Consider the following 15,922-nt stretch of genomic DNA (forward strand, 5'->3'; position numbering starts at 1 on the left):
CGCCGTCCCGGCCCCCTCCGGGCAGCCGATCACAGAAACAGCTGATGGTGGCCTTATCCCGTGCTGAGCCGGTGCCAGGCACACTGGAGGCATGACGACTGGCGCTCAGACTCCCCTGTCCTCTGCCCGGCCCCGGCGCTCCCGGCTGCGTACGTTCCTGCCGCTGGGTGTCGCCGCGTGGTTCGTGCTGGAGATCTGGCTGCTCACGATGGTCGCGGGGGCGACCAGCGGGCTGGTGGTCCTCCTGGTTCTGCTGACGGGTCTCGTCCTCGGCTCGGTCGTCATCAAGCGGGCCGGCCGGAGGGCCTTCCGCAAGCTGTCGGAGGCGCTGCAACAGCAGCAGAGCGGTGTGATGCCCGACGCGGCCCGGCCCGACAGCGAGGGCAACGGCCTGATGATGCTGGGCGGCCTGCTCCTGATGATCCCCGGTCTGGTGTCGGACGTGGTGGGGCTGCTCCTGCTGCTGCCGCCGGTCCAGAAGGCCGTGAGCCGTTCCGCCGAGCGCGCCTTCGAGCGCAAGCTCCGGGAGGCCCGCCCGGGCACCCTGGGCGGTGCCTTCCAGCAGGCGCGTATGCACCAGCCCGACGGCAAGGTCGTCCAGGGCGAGGTCATCAGGGACGAGCCGGGTGACGCCCCGCAGCCGCCCCGCCCGCCGCTGACGCGCTGAGCCGTCCCGGCCCACGACCGGCGGCCCGGGCACCGGGCACGCAGAAGACCGCGGGCGCCGTACTTGTCGTACGGCGCCCGCGGTCTTCTGATGCGCTGTTGCTTCGGCCAGACCCTGGCGGGACTATGCCGACTTGCGGCTGTCGCGCGGATGAACAGCGATGTTCATCGCACCGGAGCGCAGAACCGCCAGGCGCTCCTCGAGGACCTCTTCGAGCTCCTCACGGGTGCGCCGCTCCATTAGCATGTCCCAATGCGTACGCGCGGGCTTGGCCTTCTTTTCTTCCGGGCCGTCGCCGTCCACCAGGAGTGCCTGGGCCCCGCAGACCTTGCACTCCCACTCCGGCGGGATCTCCGCCTCGACCGAGAAGGGCATCTCGAAGCGGTGCCCCTTCTCGCATGCGTACTCCACGGCCTGGCGCGGGGCCAGGTCGATGCCGCGGTCCGTCTCGTAGCTGGTCACCACGAGGCGCGTGCCGCGAAGAGCTCGCTCACTCATGAATCGTGCCTCCCGGGCTTGTCGCCCACAGGACAGGTGTCGCTGTCGTCGTCATCCGGTCAACGTCCGGTCGGCGGTAAAGATTCCCGTTCCGAGTCCCGTTCCGGGTCATGCGTCGCCGTCGTAGCCGCAGCCTTGTCAACCATTGCAGTACCCACCAGCGCCCGGTTTGTCACATCTGATACCAGATGTAACCCAGCGTTTCGGCATCTTTGACGCGCAGTAACGGTACGCCTGGCAGGCCAAACGCGTACACTACAGCCCTTTCGCTCCGAGTGCTAAATCCTGTCAGGAATCGGATTCCCCGCTTCGCTGATCGCACGCCGCACCGGAACCCGTGCGAGCAGCGCGAACCCGAGAACGAAGAAGGCCACCAGCGAGATGATCGCGTCCCGGTAACTCCCGGTCAGCTGGTAGGTGACCCCGAACAGCAGCGGTCCCAGCCAGCTCATGCCGCGGTCGCTCATCTCGTACGCCGAGAAGTATTCGGCCTCCTTGCCGGCCGGGACCAGGTGGGAGAACAAGGACCGGGACAGCGCCTGGCTGCCGCCGAGGACCAGGCCGATCCCGGCGGCCAGGGCGAAGAACCACACCGGCGCCCCGGCCGGCAGGAAGTACCCGGCCGCCAGCGTCACCGTCCACGCGACCAGCGAGCCGAGGATCGTGCGCTTGGCCCCGTACACCCGGGCCAGCCGGCCCATGGTCAGCGCGCCCGCCACCGCCAGCACCTGCACCAGCAGGACGGCGCCGATGAGCGTGGACTGACCCAGGCCCAGCTCCTCGGAGCCGTAGACCGAGGCCTGGGAGATCACCGTCTGGATGCCGTCGTTGTAGACGAGGTAGGCGAGCAGGAACCCCAGCGTCAGCGGATGGCGGCGCATGTCGCGGACGGTCGCCGCGAGCTGCCGGAAGCCGGGGAGGGCCGCCTCCCGGCCGGCGGTCCTGCGATCGCGCAGCCGCCGCAGGGGGATGAGGGCGAACGCACCCCACCACAGCCCGGCCGACGCCAGACAGATGCGGACCGCCGCGCTCTCGGAGAGGCCGAAGCCGTCGTGCCCGGTGTAGAGGACCAGGTTGGCCACGAGGACCAGCGAGCCCGCCGCGTAGCCGAAGGCCCAGCCGCGGGAGGAGACCGCGTCCCGTTGCCCGGGCGGGGCGATCTGCGGCAGATAGGAGTTGTAGAGCATCATCGCCACGGACTGCGCGGCGTTCGCGACGACGAGGAGGACGCCGCCGAGCAGGTAGCGGTCGCCGCCCAGGAAGAACATCGCCGTGGTGGCCGTGGCCCCCGTGTAGGCGGCGGCCGCGAGGAGTGGCTTCTTGCGGCCGGTGCGGTCGGCGGCGGCGCCGACCAGGGGCATCACCAGCACGGCCACGATCACCGACAGGGACACCGTGTACGCGAAGAAGGACCCGGCCCGCACAGGGATGCCGAGGGGGTGGACGTACCCGTCGGGCCCGGCCGCCGACTCGGCGACCGAGGTCAGATAGGGGCCCAGGAACACGGTGAGCACGCTCGTCGAGTAGACGGAGCACGCCCAGTCGTAGAAGTACCAGCCGCGCTGCTCGCTCTTGCGCTCCGCGGCCCCGTCGGCCGGTGGCGTCCGCACGGTGTCGTGGCCCACCCGTGCCCTCGCTTCCCCGTGAACGCGCGGGAGGGGCGGGCCCGGGGTCTCAGACCCAGACGCCGCGGTCCTCCATGACCTTGCGCAACGTGTCGATGTGATCGGTCATGATGCCATCCACACCCAGGTCGAGAAGCCGGTGCATGCTGTCGGCGTCGTTGACCGTCCACACGTGCACCTGGAGCCCGCGCGCGTGGGCCGCGTGCAGGAAGCGCTGGTCCACGACCTGGATGCCGGACTGGATCTCGGGGACCTGCGCGGCCACCGCCGAGCGGCGCACCGCCGCCGGCAGCCCCCAGGAGCGCAGCCGCAGGTTGAGCACGCCCCGCGTGCCGTACGAGGTGGCCAGGCGCGGGCCGGCCAGCCGCTGGGCGCGCACCACGCGCGCCTCCGAGAACGAGCCGAGGCAGATCCGGTCCCAGGAGTCCGTGCGCCCGACCAGGTCAAGGAAGGGCAGCAGGGCGGCCTCCGCCTTGACGTCCACGTTCCAGCGCACTTCGGGGAAGGTCTCCAGGAGCTCCTCGAAGAGGGGGAGCGGTTCCTCGCCCGCCACGCGGGCCTGCCGCACCTCCTGCCACGGCAGGTCGGCGATCCGGCCCGCCCCGTCCGTCACCCGGTCCAGGGTCGCGTCGTGGAAGGCGACGAGCTTGCCGTCGCGCGTGGTGTGGACGTCGGTCTCGATGTACCGGTAGCCGGCCTCGACGGCACACCGGAACTGCCGCACGGTGTTCTCCAGACCGTCCGCGGCCCCGCCCCGGTGGGCGAAGGCGATCGGGCCGGGATGGTCGAGGTAGGGGTGGCGTATCCGCGGGGTCACGGACGCAGTATCGCCCCTCGGGGTTGACCGGCGGCAACCGTCGTGCTGCCACCGGATGCCGTGGGGACGGCGAACACGCGCAGGAACACCTGGGCGAGCGGGCCGATCGCCAGGGCGTACAGCAGGGTGCCGATCCCGACGGTGCCGCCCAGGGCGAAGCCGGTCGCCACGACCGTCAGCTCGATGCCCGTGCGCACCAGTCGGATCGAGACGCCGGTGAGCTGGTGCAGCCCGGTCATGAGGCCGTCGCGCGGGCCCGGCCCGAAGCGGGCCGCGATGTACAGGCCGGTCGCCGCGCCGTTCAGGACGATCCCCGCCACCATCAGCGTGATGCGCGGCGCCGGGCCGTGGGCGTCGGGCACCAGGGCCAGGGTCGCGTCCATCGCCATGCCGATGACCAGCACGTTGGAGATCGTGCCCAGCCCCGGCCGCTGGCGCAGCGGGATCCACGCGAGCAGCACCGCGGCGCCCACCAGGGTCAGCACGACGCCGATCGACAGGCCGGTCCGCTCGGCGAGGCCCTGGTGCAGCACGTTCCAGGGCTCCAGCCCGAGCCCCGAGCGGACGAGCAGAGCCGAACTCGCGCCGTACAGCGCGAGACCGGCGTACAGCTGGACGAGCCGCCGGGCGAGACGCCCTCGCGTGGACATGAAGTGCCCCCCTGTGGTGGTAGTGGACTGCTGCATGACACCCTGTGGCTTGGATGGAGAGGCCATCCATGGCCAATCCGGGGAAGGTGGACTGATTTCCATGGCGGAATGGACCTCGGCCGTGGGCGCGGCGCAGCTCGCCCGGCTCCTCAACTCCCAGCAGGACCGCCCGGCGGGACCCGGCACGCGCCGGCCGCCGGCCTACCGCGCGCTCGCCGACGGCATCCGTCTGCTGGTGCTCGAAGGGCGCGTCCCGGTGGCCGCCCGGCTGCCCGCCGAACGCGAACTCGCCCTCTCCCTGTCCGTAAGCCGTACGACGGTCGCCGCCGCGTACGAGGCGCTGCGCAGCGAGGGGTTCCTGGAGTCCCGGCGCGGCGCGGGCAGCTGGACCGCCGTGCCGGCCGGAAATCCGCTGCCCGCGCGGGGGCTGGAGCCCCTGCCGCCGGAGGCCCTCGGCTCGATGATCGACCTGGGCTGCGCCGCACTCCCGGCTCCCGAGCCCTGGCTCACCCGGGCCGTCCAGGGCGCCCTGGAGGAGCTGCCGCCGTACGCGCACACGCACGGCGACTACCCCGCCGGGCTGCCCGCGTTGCGGGCGATGATCGCCGAGCGGTACACCGCGCGCGGCATCCCCACCATGCCCGAACAGATCATGGTGACGACCGGGGCGATGGGCGCGATCGACGCCATCTGCCATCTGTTCGCCGGGCGGGGCGAGCGCATCGCCGTCGAGTCGCCCTCGTACGCCAACATCCTCCAGCTGATGCGGGAGGCCGGGGCCCGGCTCGTGCCCGTCGCCATGGCCGAGGGGCTCACCGGGTGGGACATGGACCGCTGGCGGCAGGTCCTGCGCGACGCCGCGCCCCGCATCGCCTACGTCGTCGCCGATTTCCACAACCCGACCGGGGCGCTCGCGGACGAGGACCAGCGGCGGCGGCTGGTGGACGCGGCGCGGTCCGCGGGGACCGTGCTGATCGCCGACGAGACGATGAGCGAGCTGTGGCTCGACGCGGAGGTGCGGATGCCGCGGCCGGTGTGCGCGTTCGACCCGGCCGGGTCCACGGTGATCACGGTGGGGTCGGCGAGCAAGGCGTTCTGGGCCGGGATGCGGATCGGGTGGGTGCGGGCCGCGCCGGACGTGATCCGCAGCCTGGTCGCCGCGCGGGCGTATGCCGACCTCGGTACACCCGTGCTGGAGCAGCTGGCGGTGAACTGGCTGTTCGGGACCGGGGGCTGGGAGCAGGCCGTGGAGGTGCGGCGGGAGCAGGCGCGGGCGAACCGGGACGAGCTCGTGGCCGCGGTGCGGCGGGAGCTGCCCGGGTGGGAGTTCGACGTGCCGCAGGGCGGGCTCACGCTCTGGGTACGGACGGGGGGCCTGTCCGGGTCGCGGCTGGCCGAGGCGGGGGAGCGCGTGGGAGTGCGCGTGCCGTCCGGGCCGCGGTTCGGGGTGGACGGTGCGTTCGAGGGGTATGTGCGGTTGCCGTTCACCGTGGGAGGTGCGGTGGCCGAGGAGGCGGCCGTGCGGCTGGCCGCGGCCGCGGGGCTGGTGGAGAGCGGAGCGGTCGGGAGCGCGGAGGCGCCGCGCACGTTTGTCGCCTAGCGGGCGGGGATTCCTCGGACAGGTCCCCGTGCGGAGGGGATCGCCCCCGGCCGGGTGTCGCTACGAGTGATCCGCTTCCGACGGTTTCGTCAGGACCGGGACCGGCTTCGGCGGGAGGTCCCTCCGAAGGGCCGGTACCGGTTCGGGCTCCGGCGCCTGCGTTGCCTGCGGCGCCACCGGCTCCGGTTCCTCGGCGGCCGGTACCTGCTCCGGCTCGCCCGCCGACTGGTCCTGCTCCGGAATCGTCTCCCCGTCCGCCGGGGTCGTCCGGGGTGGGAGGAGGTCCAGGACCGCCTGGCAGAGGGCGTCGGGCGTCGCGTCGTCGTAGGGGTTCGGCGTGACCGGGACCTGGAGCCGGTGGACGGGACCCGCGCCCAGACGGGCGTAGCCGCGGCCGGGCGGGAGCTGGTCGACGGGGGTGGTGTGCGGGGGGGCGCCCAGGACCGACTCGAGTTGTTCCGCCGTCGCCGGGCCCAGGACCACGCGGGCGCGGGTGTGCCGGCGTACCGGATCGCTGAGGGCGTCCATGCTGTCCAGCTGGTCGGCCACGACCACCGTCACGTTCGCCGGGCGGCCGTGCCGGAGGGGGACCTGGAGGAGCGCCTGCGGATCCTTGCGGCTGTCCGCGGCGGCCAGGTGGGTGAACGCCGTCGGGCGGTCGAGGAGGATCCACAGCGGGCGCTTGGTGTCGTCGGGCGGCGGGTGCCCCGCCTGGTGGGCGCGGTTGGCGGCGATGAGGCGGCGCTCGGTCTCGGTCGCGGCCCACTCCAGGCTGGCCGTGACCCCGGCGAGCCCGGCCTCGACGGCCAGGACGCCGTCGCGGCCGGTCAGACAGGCGTACTCGCCGGTGCCCCCGCCGTCGACGATCACCACGTCGCCGTGTTGCAGGGCCTGGAGGGCGATGCACCGCAGCAGGGTGGAGATGCCGGTGCCCGGCTGGCCGAGAGCCAGCAGGTGCGGCTCGGTGGAGCGCGGGCCCGTGCGCCAGACGACCGGCGGCACGTCCCGCCGCTGTTCCCCGCAGGTGAGGGGGAGGGTGCGCTGGACCCGGGTGAGGTCGGTGAAGCCCAGGACCGTCTCGCCGGGGGCGGTGACGAAACGCTGGGCGGCGATGTCGACGGGCAGCGGCAGAAGCACGCTGACCGTCAACTGGTTGCCCTCCTCGTCCCACGTGAAGTGGTATTCGCGGCCCCGGCCCGACTTGGCGGCGAGGAGGTGCTCGATCCGGGTGCGGGCCTCGGCCTCGCCGTCGGTGAAGTACGCCGGGTAGCGCACCACCAGCTGAGCAATCCGGCCGCCTCCGTCGAACGCGTAGGTGGGGAAGGCCTTGTCCCACGCGCCGCCGTGGGAGTACAACGGCTCGGGGTCCTCGGCGGCGGAGAAGTGCGGCACGAGCGCCTCGTACAGCGACTGCAGCCGCCGGCTCTGCGACTCGTCGGGCCCGTCGGAGGCCGCCGGGGAGCGGTCCCGGCCCTGCCAGGCCGCCGCCGTCATCAGGGTGATGACGGCGAGCAGCGGTCCGTACGGCGCCAGCGCCACGACCAGGATCACGGAGGCCACCAGGAACAACAGCGCCCCCCGTCGCTCCTTGGGGGTCTCGATCCATCTGCGCCGCCCGGCCGCTGCCAGCCGGCGCAGACCCCGCGTGATCGTGATCAGCGGGTGGAGGACGTCGGTGGCGCTGTCGGCGGCCGTCCGGGCCAGCTCCCGGCTCCGGGCGAGCTGCGCGCTGCCGTTGCTCAGAATGCGGGGGAGGGGGCGCCGGGCCACTACTGCCTCCGGTGAGTGCGTACGAGTGGGATGCGCACGGGGAACGAGGCCGTCAGAACCTGATTCCGCCGAGGAGGCTCGCCAGGCTCTCGCCGCCCGCCTTGATGCTCGGGGCGATGGCCGTGCTCGCCAGATAGAAGCCGAACAGCATGGCGACCACGGCATGCGACGCCTTCAGTCCGTCCTTGCGGAAGAAGATGAAGACGACGATGCCGAGCAGGACCACGCCTGAGATGGAGAGGATCATTTGGGTTCTCCTGGTTCGCGGGGACAGTCACCATGAGTACTTCCAGGCTCACAGGATGTATCCATACGATAAAAGGTGCAACTGGGTGAAATTCGAACGATTTCCCCTGTGCGGTGGGGTGGTCCCGGGTCTCGTGGAGCCGGGCTGTTGCGCTTGTCCGGGTCTGTGGTGATCTTTACCTCGGGCACATCGGGTCATGTGCCGCGCGAGCCAGTACCCTGGCGATTCACTCGTACGGCTGCGCCCCTCGCAGGCGTACGCACCCGAGGAGACGCGTAGTGGAGAGGCGGTCCGGCAGATGACCGAAGTCCCCGACCCCGAGGTCGTGGAGCTGGCGACCAAGATCTTCGATCTGGCCCGGCGGGGACAGACCGAGGCGCTCGTGGCGTACGTCGACGCGGGTGTTCCGGCCAACCTCACCAACGACCGCGGCGACTCGCTCGTGATGCTCGCCGCCTATCACGGCCACGCCGACGCGGTGCGTGCGCTGCTCGACCGCGGCGCCGAGGCCGACCGGGTCAACGACCGAGGCCAGACCCCGCTCGCCGGGGCGGTCTTCAAGGGCGAGACGGACGTGATCAAAGCACTCCTGGAGGGCGGCGCCGACCCGTCCGCCGGCACGCCCTCGGCGGTCGACACCGCTCGGATGTTCGGACGGAAGGAATTGCTCGAACTGTTCGGCGAGCACTGAGCCGACCGGTCTGACCAGGAACGACAGGGAAAACGGGGGAGGCGGTACAGGGCCGCCGAAATTTCGGTCGCGGCAGACGAGAGTGCCGAGTCATCATGACGAAGTGCTTCACGGACGTGATGGTTGGGCAGGTGTTGCCGCACCGCGCGGGCCGTGACGCGGTCCGCAAGGGCCACCGACGAGAGGCAGAGGAAGATGGTCTACAGCAAGCAGGAAACGGCGGGCACTCCGACGTGTTGTCGCGCGGCCAGGTAGTACACGTCCCCGGTTGCGTCGACGCTTGATGTGAGGCTGTTTCCCATGTTCGATCCGGTCATAGCGCCCAGCGGTACGCTGCTCGGCCTGCTCCAGCGGGGCCGCGGCGACGGCACGCTGCACGCGCTCACCGCTCCGCGCCCCGAGGCGCTGGCGGCGTTGAACCACTGCGTGCTGCGCGATCCCCGCCACGACTGGCAGGTGGAGAACCGCTCCCTCTACTACGCCCGCCTCTACCTCGACCTGAACGGCGAGCTGGACGAGGTCGAGGCCCATCTCTTCTGCGCCGAGGACGTCCTCGACACCGACGAGTCCCGCACCGGGCTCGCCCTCGCCGTCCTCGGGCACCTCGCCTCCTACGGCAGGCGGGACGCGCTCGAACTGCTGCGCAGGTACGCCGCCCACGGCTCCAACTGGGCCTGGGCCCTCGACGAGCTGGCGCTCCGGGACGACGACGCGGGCCTGCGCGCCCTCGCCGCACCCGTCCTCGCCCGGTTCCCGGCCGATCCGGAGGGCGACGCCGAGCTGGCCGCCACCGTCCGGGACGCCTTCGAGCCCCGGCCGTGGCGGCTGTGGGCCCAGGATCCGCGCGAATCCGTCGCCACGCGCGTGCGTGCCGCCCACGAGACGGGCTCTTTCGACCGCTGGCAGCGCCAGATGCGGCCGTCCGGCCCCCGGCCGGGGTGGAGCGTGCAGGCCGTCTTCGAGTGGGCCCAGCAGGGCATCGAGAGGGGTGCCGCCCTCCATGTGCCGGCCGCCCGCTGTCTCACCGCAGTGGCGGGGCCCGAGGACCGGGCAGAGATCGTCCGGGCGGCGAAGGACGGCACCGACGGAGCCCGGTGCACCGCCCTCAGGTACCTCGCCGACGGCAACGATCCCGAAGCCCTCGATCTGATCGAGGGCGCCGTGGCCACCGGCTCGACGCTCGTCGTGGACGCCGCCGTCGACGCCTTCGAACGCATGCGCTCACTGGCGGCCGTGGACCGGGCGCGCGGCTGGGCCCGGCGGCCCGACGCCCTGGGCGCCGCCGCCGGACGCGTCCTCGCCTGCCGGGGCGGGATGCAGGACCGCGACCTGGTCCTCGCGGCGCTGCGCGAGGCCGTGCGGGGCGAAGGCCCCGACGCGCAGACGCTGTGGACCCTCGTGGACGGCACCGGCCGGCTCGGCATCGGCTGCGCGGCCCCCGTGCTCCGCCACGTCTACCGCGAGACCGCCTCTTCCCATCTGCGCGGCAGGGCCGCCCGGGCCCTCGCCGCCACCGACCCCTCCTTCGCCACCGGCTTCGCCGTCGAGTGCCTGTGGGACTGCGAGGAGACCACCCGGGAGATCGCCGCCCGGCACGCCGAGACCGGAGACACCCGCGTCGTCGAGCGACTGCGCCGGCTCGCCGCCGACCCGGCCGAGGAGGACGAGGTGCAGACGGCCGTGCGCAGCCGGATCGGTCCGGAGGAGACCGCTGTGTGACCCCCCTCCCCGAGGGGATGCCGGGGCGGCTTCCCGCCTCCAGGGTGAACGTGGGGTGACTCGCGGGTCAGGAGGGCATGGACACGGCCTGACCTGCGCGGGTGCGCCTCAGAACGCTCATAGGACGTTCCTCGGCCGGAAAGATCCACGTTGACGCGGCCACGTCCGGCACGGCGACAACACCGGTATGCGTGTCGTCATCGTGACCGAATCCTTTCCCCCCGATGTGAACGGCGTGGCCCACTGCGCGCTACAGACCGCCCGGCACCTCGTCGATCGCGGTCACGTCCCCGTCGTCGTCGCCCCGGCCCCCGCGCCCGGGAACAAACCCGACGCCTTCGCGCCGTGCCCCGTCGTCCACGTCCCCTCCCTCCCGCTCCCCGGCTACCCCCAGGTCCGCGTCGCCCTCCCCAGCCGCCGCCTGGCCGCCACCCTCATCGAGCACCGTGCCGATGTGGTCCACCTCGCCAGCCCCTTCGTCCTCGGCGTGCGCGGCATGGCCGCCGCCGCCCGCCTCGGCGTCCCCACCGTCGCCGTCTACCAGACCGACCTGGCCGGCTACGCCCGTACCTACATGGGTGCCGGAGAGGCCGCCGCCTGGCGGCGCATCCGCTCCGTCCACGGCGCCGCCGACCTCACCCTCGCCCCCTCCAGCGCGGCCCTGCACGACCTGGAGACGCACGGGGTGCCCCGGGTCGAGCTGTGGCCGCGCGGCGTGGACACCGAGCGCTTCCGGCCCGACCGGCGCGACGAGGCCCTGCGCCGCGAACTCGCCCCGAACGGGGAGCTGATCGTCGGCTACGTCGGCAGGCTCGCCCCCGAGAAGCAGGTCGAACTCCTCGCCGGTGCCTGTGGCCTGGAGGGCGTCCGGGTCGTGATCGTCGGCGACGGCCCCAGCCGGCCCGGCCTGGAGCAGGCGCTGCCCGGCGCCGTCTTCCTCGGCCGGCGCACCGGCGACGACCTCGCCCGCGTCTTCGCCTCGTTGCACGTGTTCGCGCACACGGGCCCGTTCGAGACCTTCTGCCAGACCGTCCAGGAGGCCATGGCCAGCGGCCTGCCGGTGGTGGCGCCCGCCGCGGGCGGACCGCTGGACCTCGTCGCCCACGGGCGCACCGGGCTGCTGGTGCCGCCGCGCGACGCGGCCGCGGTACGGGACGCGGTGCGGTCCCTGGCCGCCGACGCCGGGCTGCGGGCCGCCTTCGGCGCCGCCGGACGCGCCATGGTCGAGGGCCGCACCTGGGCGGCCGTCGGCGACCAGCTGATCGGGCACTACGCGAAGGTGCTCGCCGGGCGCCGGACGGCGGTGGCGGCATGAGCGCCCCGCGTTCCGGCGACAGCGGCCGGCAGGCGCTGCGGATCGTCCGGCTCGCCAACTTCGTCGCGCCGTCGTCCGGAGGTCTGCGCACCGCGCTGCGCGAACTCGGCAAGGGGTTCAGGGCGGCGGGGCACGAACCCGTCCTCGTGGTCCCCGGCGAGCGGATGAGCGACCGGGAGACCGAGCAGGGGCGGGTGATCACCCTCCCCGGACCTCTGCTGCCCGGCACCGGCGGCTACCGCGTCCTCGCCGACAAGCGGCGGGTGGCCCGGCTCCTGGAGGACCTCGCGCCGGACCGGCTGGAAGTGTCCGACCGGACGACCCTGAGGTGGACCGGCAAGTGGGCGCGACGTGCCCGGGTCCCGGCCGTGATGGTCTCCCACGAGACGGCCGACGGGGTGCTGCGCACCTGGGGCCTGCCCGAGGGGGCCGCCCGGCGTGCCGCCGACGCCCTCAACGTCCGCACGGCCCACACCTATTCGCGGGTGGTGTGCACCACCGAGTTCGCCGAGCGGGAGTTCGTGCGGATCGGCGCCCGCAACGTCGTCCGGGCCCCGCTCGGCGTCGATCTGGTGCAGCGGCACCCGGCGCTGCACGACCCGGGGATACGGGCCCGGCACGCGCGCGAGGACGAGACGCTGCTCGTGATGTGCTCGCGGCTGTCCGTGGAGAAGCGGCCCGGCACGGCGCTGGACGCCCTGGAGGCGCTGCGGCGGCGCGGGCGCCGGGCCGTGCTGGTGGTGGCCGGGGACGGTCCGCTGCGCGCCCGGCTCGAACAGCGGACGCGCGAGAGCGGCCTGCCGGTCACCTTCCTCGGGCACGTCTCCGACCGCGGGCTGCTCGGCGCCCTTCAGGCGTCCGCCGACGTGGCCCTGGCGCCGGGGCCCGCCGAGACCTTCGGGCTCGCCGCGCTGGAGGCCATGGCCTGCGGCACGCCCGTGGTGGCGAGCGCGTCGTCCGCGCTGCCGGAGGTGATCGGCTCCGCCGGGGCCGTCGCGGCGGACCACGGGGAGGCGTTCGCGGACGCCGTGGACCTGCTGCTGGAACGCCTGGAGGCGGACCGGCGCGGCGCGGCACGCGCGCGTGCGGAGTGCTTCGGGTGGAACGCGGCGGTCGACGCGTTCCTCGCCGCGCATGACGCGGCTGTGCCTGTGCGTCGGGTCCTGCCGTTCGTGCCCGGGGGCGTGGCATGAGACCCCCGCGGTTCGAGGGGCCCTTGCGGTTCGTGGCCCTCGGTGACTCGCTCACCGAGGGCGTGGGGGATCCCGTCGGTGACGGGGTGTGGCGAGGCTGGGCCGCGCTGCTCGCGGACGGGCTCACCGAGGAGCCGGTCGGGTTCACCAACCTCGCGGTCAGCGGATCGCAGACCCGGGACGTGCTGGAACGGCAGCTGCCCGCCGCGCTGGAGCTGCGACCCGACCTCGTGTCCGTCGTCGTCGGCGTCAACGACACCCTGCGCTGCACCTTCGACATCCAGGCCGTGGCCGCCCGGCTCGACCAGGTGTACGCGGCCTGCACCGGACAGGGCGCGGTCCTGCTCACCGCCTGCCTGCCCGACCCGGGCGCGATGCTCGGGCTGCCGGGGGCCCTCGCCCATCCGCTGGCCCGGCGGCAGCGGGCCGTGAACACGGTGGTGCACGCCCTGACCGAGCGGCACGAGGCGCTGCACCTGCACGCCTGCGAGGGCGACTGGGTCACCGACCGTGCCATGTGGAGCGCGGACCGGCTGCACCCCGCGGAACGCGGGCACCGGCAGCTGGCCCTGCGCTTCCACGCACTGCTCGCGGAGCACGGCCTCGCGACGGGGCCCGCGCCGTCACCCGAGCCCGAGTTCCCCGTCCCGACCAGGTCGGCGAGCCTGCGGTGGCTGGCCACGGCCGGCACCGGCTGGGTGGCCCGCCGGTGCACCGACCTGCTGCCCCAGCTCCTGACCCTGGCCGCGGACGAGCTCCGGCACCGCGCCCGGGGCACGAGCACCCGGCTCGACCTGCGGGCCTCGGCCGCGGTGTCCGCCGCCCTCGCCGCCCTGTCGGCGACCCCGGCCGGTCAGCGGTGACCGGCCCGAACGGTTCAACGGCGGCGTACGGCCACGAAGCGGACCGGCGTGCCGGGCACCGCCTGGGCGGCGGCCGGGAGGTCGGCGGGGCGGACCACGGCGATCACCGGGTAGCCCCCGGTGGTGGGGTGATCGGCCAGGAACACCACCGGCCGCCCGTCGGGCGGGACCTGCACGGCACCCAGCACCATGCCCTCGCTGGGGAGTTCGCCCGGCAGGGCCCGCTCCAGGGCCGGTCCCTCCGTGCGCAGCCCGATCCGGTTGCTCGCGGAGGACACCCGGTAGGTGCGGGAGACGAAGCCGCGTACGGCCTCCGGTGTGAACCAGCCGTCGCGCGGGCCGAGTGTCACCCGCAGCACCAGCTCGGCCGGTGGCGCCGGCTGCGGCGCGACGTCCACGCGCGCGTGCCCGCCGGCCGGGCGTCCCAGGGGCAGCACCGTGCCGTCCGCGAGCGGGGGCGGGCCGAGCCCCGACAGCAGATCCGTCGACCGGCTGCCGAGCACCCGCTCGACCGCGATGCCGCCGCAGACCCCCACGTAGGCGCGTACGCCCGACACGGCGGGCCCGACGTCCAGCAGCGCCCCGGCGGGCACGCGCACCGGCGCGCACCAGGCGACGGGCCGTCCGTCCACCGTGACCCGGCAGGGCGCGCCCGCGACCGCCATGGAAACGGTGGAACGGGGACGTACGGCACAGCCGTCCAGGGTCGTCTCCAGTACGGCAGCCCCGGGCGGATTGCCGACGAGCCGGTTGACGAGGCCGGCGGCGGGCCAGTCCAGTGCCCCGGAGCGGGGGACGCCGAGATGGGCGTGCCCGGGGCGGCCCGCATCCTGCACCGTTGTGAGGGCCCCGGCCCGGACGACGGCGAGCGCACGGTCGGTCATGACCCCGCCTCGGGGACGAACCGCACCCGCGTGCCCGGCGACAGCAACGCGGCCGGCACGCGCGTGTGGTCCCACAGCACGGCGTCCGTCGTGCCGATCAGCTGCCATCCGCCCGGCGACGAACGCGGGTACACGCCCGTGTACGGGCCTGCCAGGGCCACCGACCCGGCCGGGACGGCCGTACGCGGGGTGGCCCGGCGCGGGACGTCGTAGCGCGGCGGCAGCCCGGTGAGGTAGCCGAAGCCGGGTGCGAAACCGCAGAAGGCGACCCGGAACTCGGTGTCCGCGTGGATGCGGGCGACCTCCCGCACCGGCACGCCCCAGTGCGCGGCGACGTCGGCCAGGTCCGGGCCGTCGTAGCGCACCGCGATCTCGACGACCGCACGCGCGCGTGGGGGAGCGGGCGGCAGGTCGGCGGCGGTCAGTTCGGAGGCCAGCCGGGCGGGGGAGCCGAGGCCGTCGATGAGGACCGTGCGGGCCGCGGGCACGATCTCCCGGGCCGAGAGCGACCCCTCCGCGCGGCGCCGCAGCAGCTCCGCGTGCAGGGCTGCGGCCTCGTCGCCCGTGGAGACCTCGACGAGCAGGGCGTCCTCGCCGACGGGCAGGACCTTCATGCGAAGGCCCCCACCCGGATCCCCGACGCCTCCAGCCGCTCCCGCACCCGGCGCGCCAGCTCCACCGCGCCGGGGGTGTCGCCGTGCAGGCACAGGGAACGCGCGCGTACCTCGATGCGCGTGCCCGAGCGGGAGACGACCTCGCCGGAGCGGGCCAGGCCGAGGGAGCGTTCCACGACGGCGTCCGGGTCGGTGATCACGGCGCCCTCCAGGGTGCGCGGCACCAGGGTGCCCTCATCGGTGTACGCCCGGTCCGCGAACGCCTCGGTGACGACCGGCAGTCCGGCCTTCCCGGCCAGCTCCAGCAGGCGCGAGCCGGGCAGTCCGAGGACGGGCAGCGTGGCGTCGGCGAGGAGCACGCCGTCGACGACCGCGGCGGCCTGCTCCTCGTCGCGCACGACCCGGTTGTAGAGCGCGCCGTGCGGTTTGACGTACGCCACGCGGGCGCCCGCCGCGCGGGCGAAGACCTCCAGGGCGCCGATCTGGTAGGCCACCTCGGCCGCCAGCTCGCCGGGCGGCACGTCCATCGCGCGCCGCCCGAACCCGGCCAGGTCCCGGTAGGACACCTGGGCGCCGATCCGCACGCCGCGCTCGGCCGCCAGCTCGCACACCCGGCGCATGGTGACCGCGTCCCCGGCGTGGAAACCGCAGGCCACATTGGCGCTGGTGACGACGGACAGCAGCTGTTCGTCGTCGGTGAGCCGCCAGCGGCCGAAGCCCTCGCCGAGGTCGGCGTTCAGGTCGATACAGGCCATGAATCCAGTGTCTC

General features: G+C 73.8%; 16 protein-coding genes. 7 read left to right on the plus strand and 9 right to left on the minus strand.

Translation table 11 applies throughout. The annotated features are described in order from the left end of the window. Positions 1-91 precede the first annotated feature (91 nt). Complete coding sequence (gene fxsA, locus ACIRDU_RS25570; protein ID WP_403583102.1) at positions 92-667, plus strand: FxsA family membrane protein; 576 nt, start codon at positions 92-94, stop codon at positions 665-667. 123 nt (positions 668-790) lie between these two features. Here the strand turns inward: fxsA and ACIRDU_RS25575 are convergent, their stop codons facing one another. From ACIRDU_RS25575 to ACIRDU_RS25590, 4 genes are all read right to left on the minus strand, one after another. After that, positions 791-1,165 carry an RNA polymerase-binding protein RbpA gene (locus tag ACIRDU_RS25575; RefSeq protein WP_003977404.1) on the minus strand — a complete coding sequence of 125 codons (375 nt, stop codon included), beginning with the start codon at positions 1,163-1,165 and terminating at the stop codon, positions 791-793. 278 nt (positions 1,166-1,443) lie between these two features. Continuing rightward, positions 1,444-2,790, minus strand: a complete 1,347-nt coding sequence (locus ACIRDU_RS25580) for an MFS transporter (protein WP_403583104.1) — start codon at positions 2,788-2,790, stop codon at positions 1,444-1,446. Between the two features lie 49 nt (positions 2,791-2,839). Further along, positions 2,840-3,607 (minus strand): glycerophosphodiester phosphodiesterase, encoded by a 768-nt coding sequence (locus tag ACIRDU_RS25585; protein WP_403583107.1) that lies wholly within the window; start codon positions 3,605-3,607, stop codon positions 2,840-2,842. Then, the gene (locus ACIRDU_RS25590; protein WP_403583109.1) at positions 3,604-4,293 is read right to left on the minus strand and encodes a YitT family protein; all 690 of its coding nucleotides are present in this window, start codon (positions 4,291-4,293) and stop codon (positions 3,604-3,606) included. The genes ACIRDU_RS25585 and ACIRDU_RS25590 overlap by 4 nt, the downstream gene beginning before the upstream one ends. Before the next feature lie 64 nt (positions 4,294-4,357). Between ACIRDU_RS25590 and ACIRDU_RS25595 the strand changes: the two genes are divergently transcribed. Next, positions 4,358-5,857: a PLP-dependent aminotransferase family protein gene (locus ACIRDU_RS25595; RefSeq protein WP_403583111.1), complete on the plus strand. Its 1,500-nt coding sequence runs from the start codon at positions 4,358-4,360 to the stop codon at positions 5,855-5,857. Between the two features lie 60 nt (positions 5,858-5,917). On the opposite strand, the gene ACIRDU_RS25600 is transcribed toward ACIRDU_RS25595, so the two are convergent. Both ACIRDU_RS25600 and ACIRDU_RS25605 read right to left on the minus strand, forming a co-directional pair. After that, the gene (locus ACIRDU_RS25600) at positions 5,918-7,627 is read right to left on the minus strand and encodes a hypothetical protein (RefSeq protein ID WP_403583113.1); all 1,710 of its coding nucleotides are present in this window, start codon (positions 7,625-7,627) and stop codon (positions 5,918-5,920) included. A gap of 52 nt (positions 7,628-7,679) precedes the next feature. Further along, positions 7,680-7,874, minus strand: a complete 195-nt coding sequence (locus ACIRDU_RS25605; RefSeq protein ID WP_399411667.1) for a hypothetical protein — start codon at positions 7,872-7,874, stop codon at positions 7,680-7,682. A gap of 298 nt (positions 7,875-8,172) precedes the next feature. On the opposite strand from ACIRDU_RS25605, the gene ACIRDU_RS25610 reads away from it, so the two are divergent. From ACIRDU_RS25610 to ACIRDU_RS25630, 5 genes are all read left to right on the plus strand, one after another. Then, positions 8,173-8,565 carry an ankyrin repeat domain-containing protein gene (locus ACIRDU_RS25610; protein ID WP_403583116.1) on the plus strand — a complete coding sequence of 131 codons (393 nt, stop codon included), beginning with the start codon at positions 8,173-8,175 and terminating at the stop codon, positions 8,563-8,565. A 300-nt stretch (positions 8,566-8,865) separates the two neighbouring features. Further along, complete coding sequence (locus ACIRDU_RS25615; protein WP_403583119.1) at positions 8,866-10,284, plus strand: HEAT repeat domain-containing protein; 1,419 nt, start codon at positions 8,866-8,868, stop codon at positions 10,282-10,284. A 187-nt stretch (positions 10,285-10,471) separates the two neighbouring features. Next, a complete protein-coding gene (locus tag ACIRDU_RS25620; protein ID WP_403583121.1) occupies positions 10,472-11,599 on the plus strand; it encodes a glycosyltransferase family 4 protein in 1,128 nt (375 codons plus the stop codon). After that, positions 11,596-12,792: a glycosyltransferase gene (locus ACIRDU_RS25625; RefSeq protein ID WP_403583124.1), complete on the plus strand. Its 1,197-nt coding sequence runs from the start codon at positions 11,596-11,598 to the stop codon at positions 12,790-12,792. Before ACIRDU_RS25620 ends, ACIRDU_RS25625 begins: the two co-directional genes overlap by 4 nt. Then, complete coding sequence (locus tag ACIRDU_RS25630; protein WP_403583127.1) at positions 12,789-13,655, plus strand: SGNH/GDSL hydrolase family protein; 867 nt, start codon at positions 12,789-12,791, stop codon at positions 13,653-13,655. The genes ACIRDU_RS25625 and ACIRDU_RS25630 overlap by 4 nt, the downstream gene beginning before the upstream one ends. A gap of 14 nt (positions 13,656-13,669) precedes the next feature. On the opposite strand, the gene ACIRDU_RS25635 is transcribed toward ACIRDU_RS25630, so the two are convergent. From ACIRDU_RS25635 to ACIRDU_RS25645, 3 genes are read right to left on the minus strand one after another with little or no spacing between them, the layout of a single operon-like run. After that, complete coding sequence (locus tag ACIRDU_RS25635; protein WP_403583130.1) at positions 13,670-14,539, minus strand: biotin-dependent carboxyltransferase family protein; 870 nt, start codon at positions 14,537-14,539, stop codon at positions 13,670-13,672. Continuing rightward, positions 14,536-15,153: an allophanate hydrolase subunit 1 gene (locus ACIRDU_RS25640; RefSeq protein ID WP_403583133.1), complete on the minus strand. Its 618-nt coding sequence runs from the start codon at positions 15,151-15,153 to the stop codon at positions 14,536-14,538. Before ACIRDU_RS25640 ends, ACIRDU_RS25635 begins: the two co-directional genes overlap by 4 nt. Then, a complete protein-coding gene (locus tag ACIRDU_RS25645) occupies positions 15,150-15,908 on the minus strand; it encodes a LamB/YcsF family protein (protein WP_403583136.1) in 759 nt (252 codons plus the stop codon). Before ACIRDU_RS25645 ends, ACIRDU_RS25640 begins: the two co-directional genes overlap by 4 nt. Between the last annotated feature and the right edge of the window lie 14 nt (positions 15,909-15,922).

Source organism: Streptomyces sp. NPDC093598 (assembly GCF_044764825.1).
Classification (GTDB): domain Bacteria; phylum Actinomycetota; class Actinomycetes; order Streptomycetales; family Streptomycetaceae; genus Streptomyces.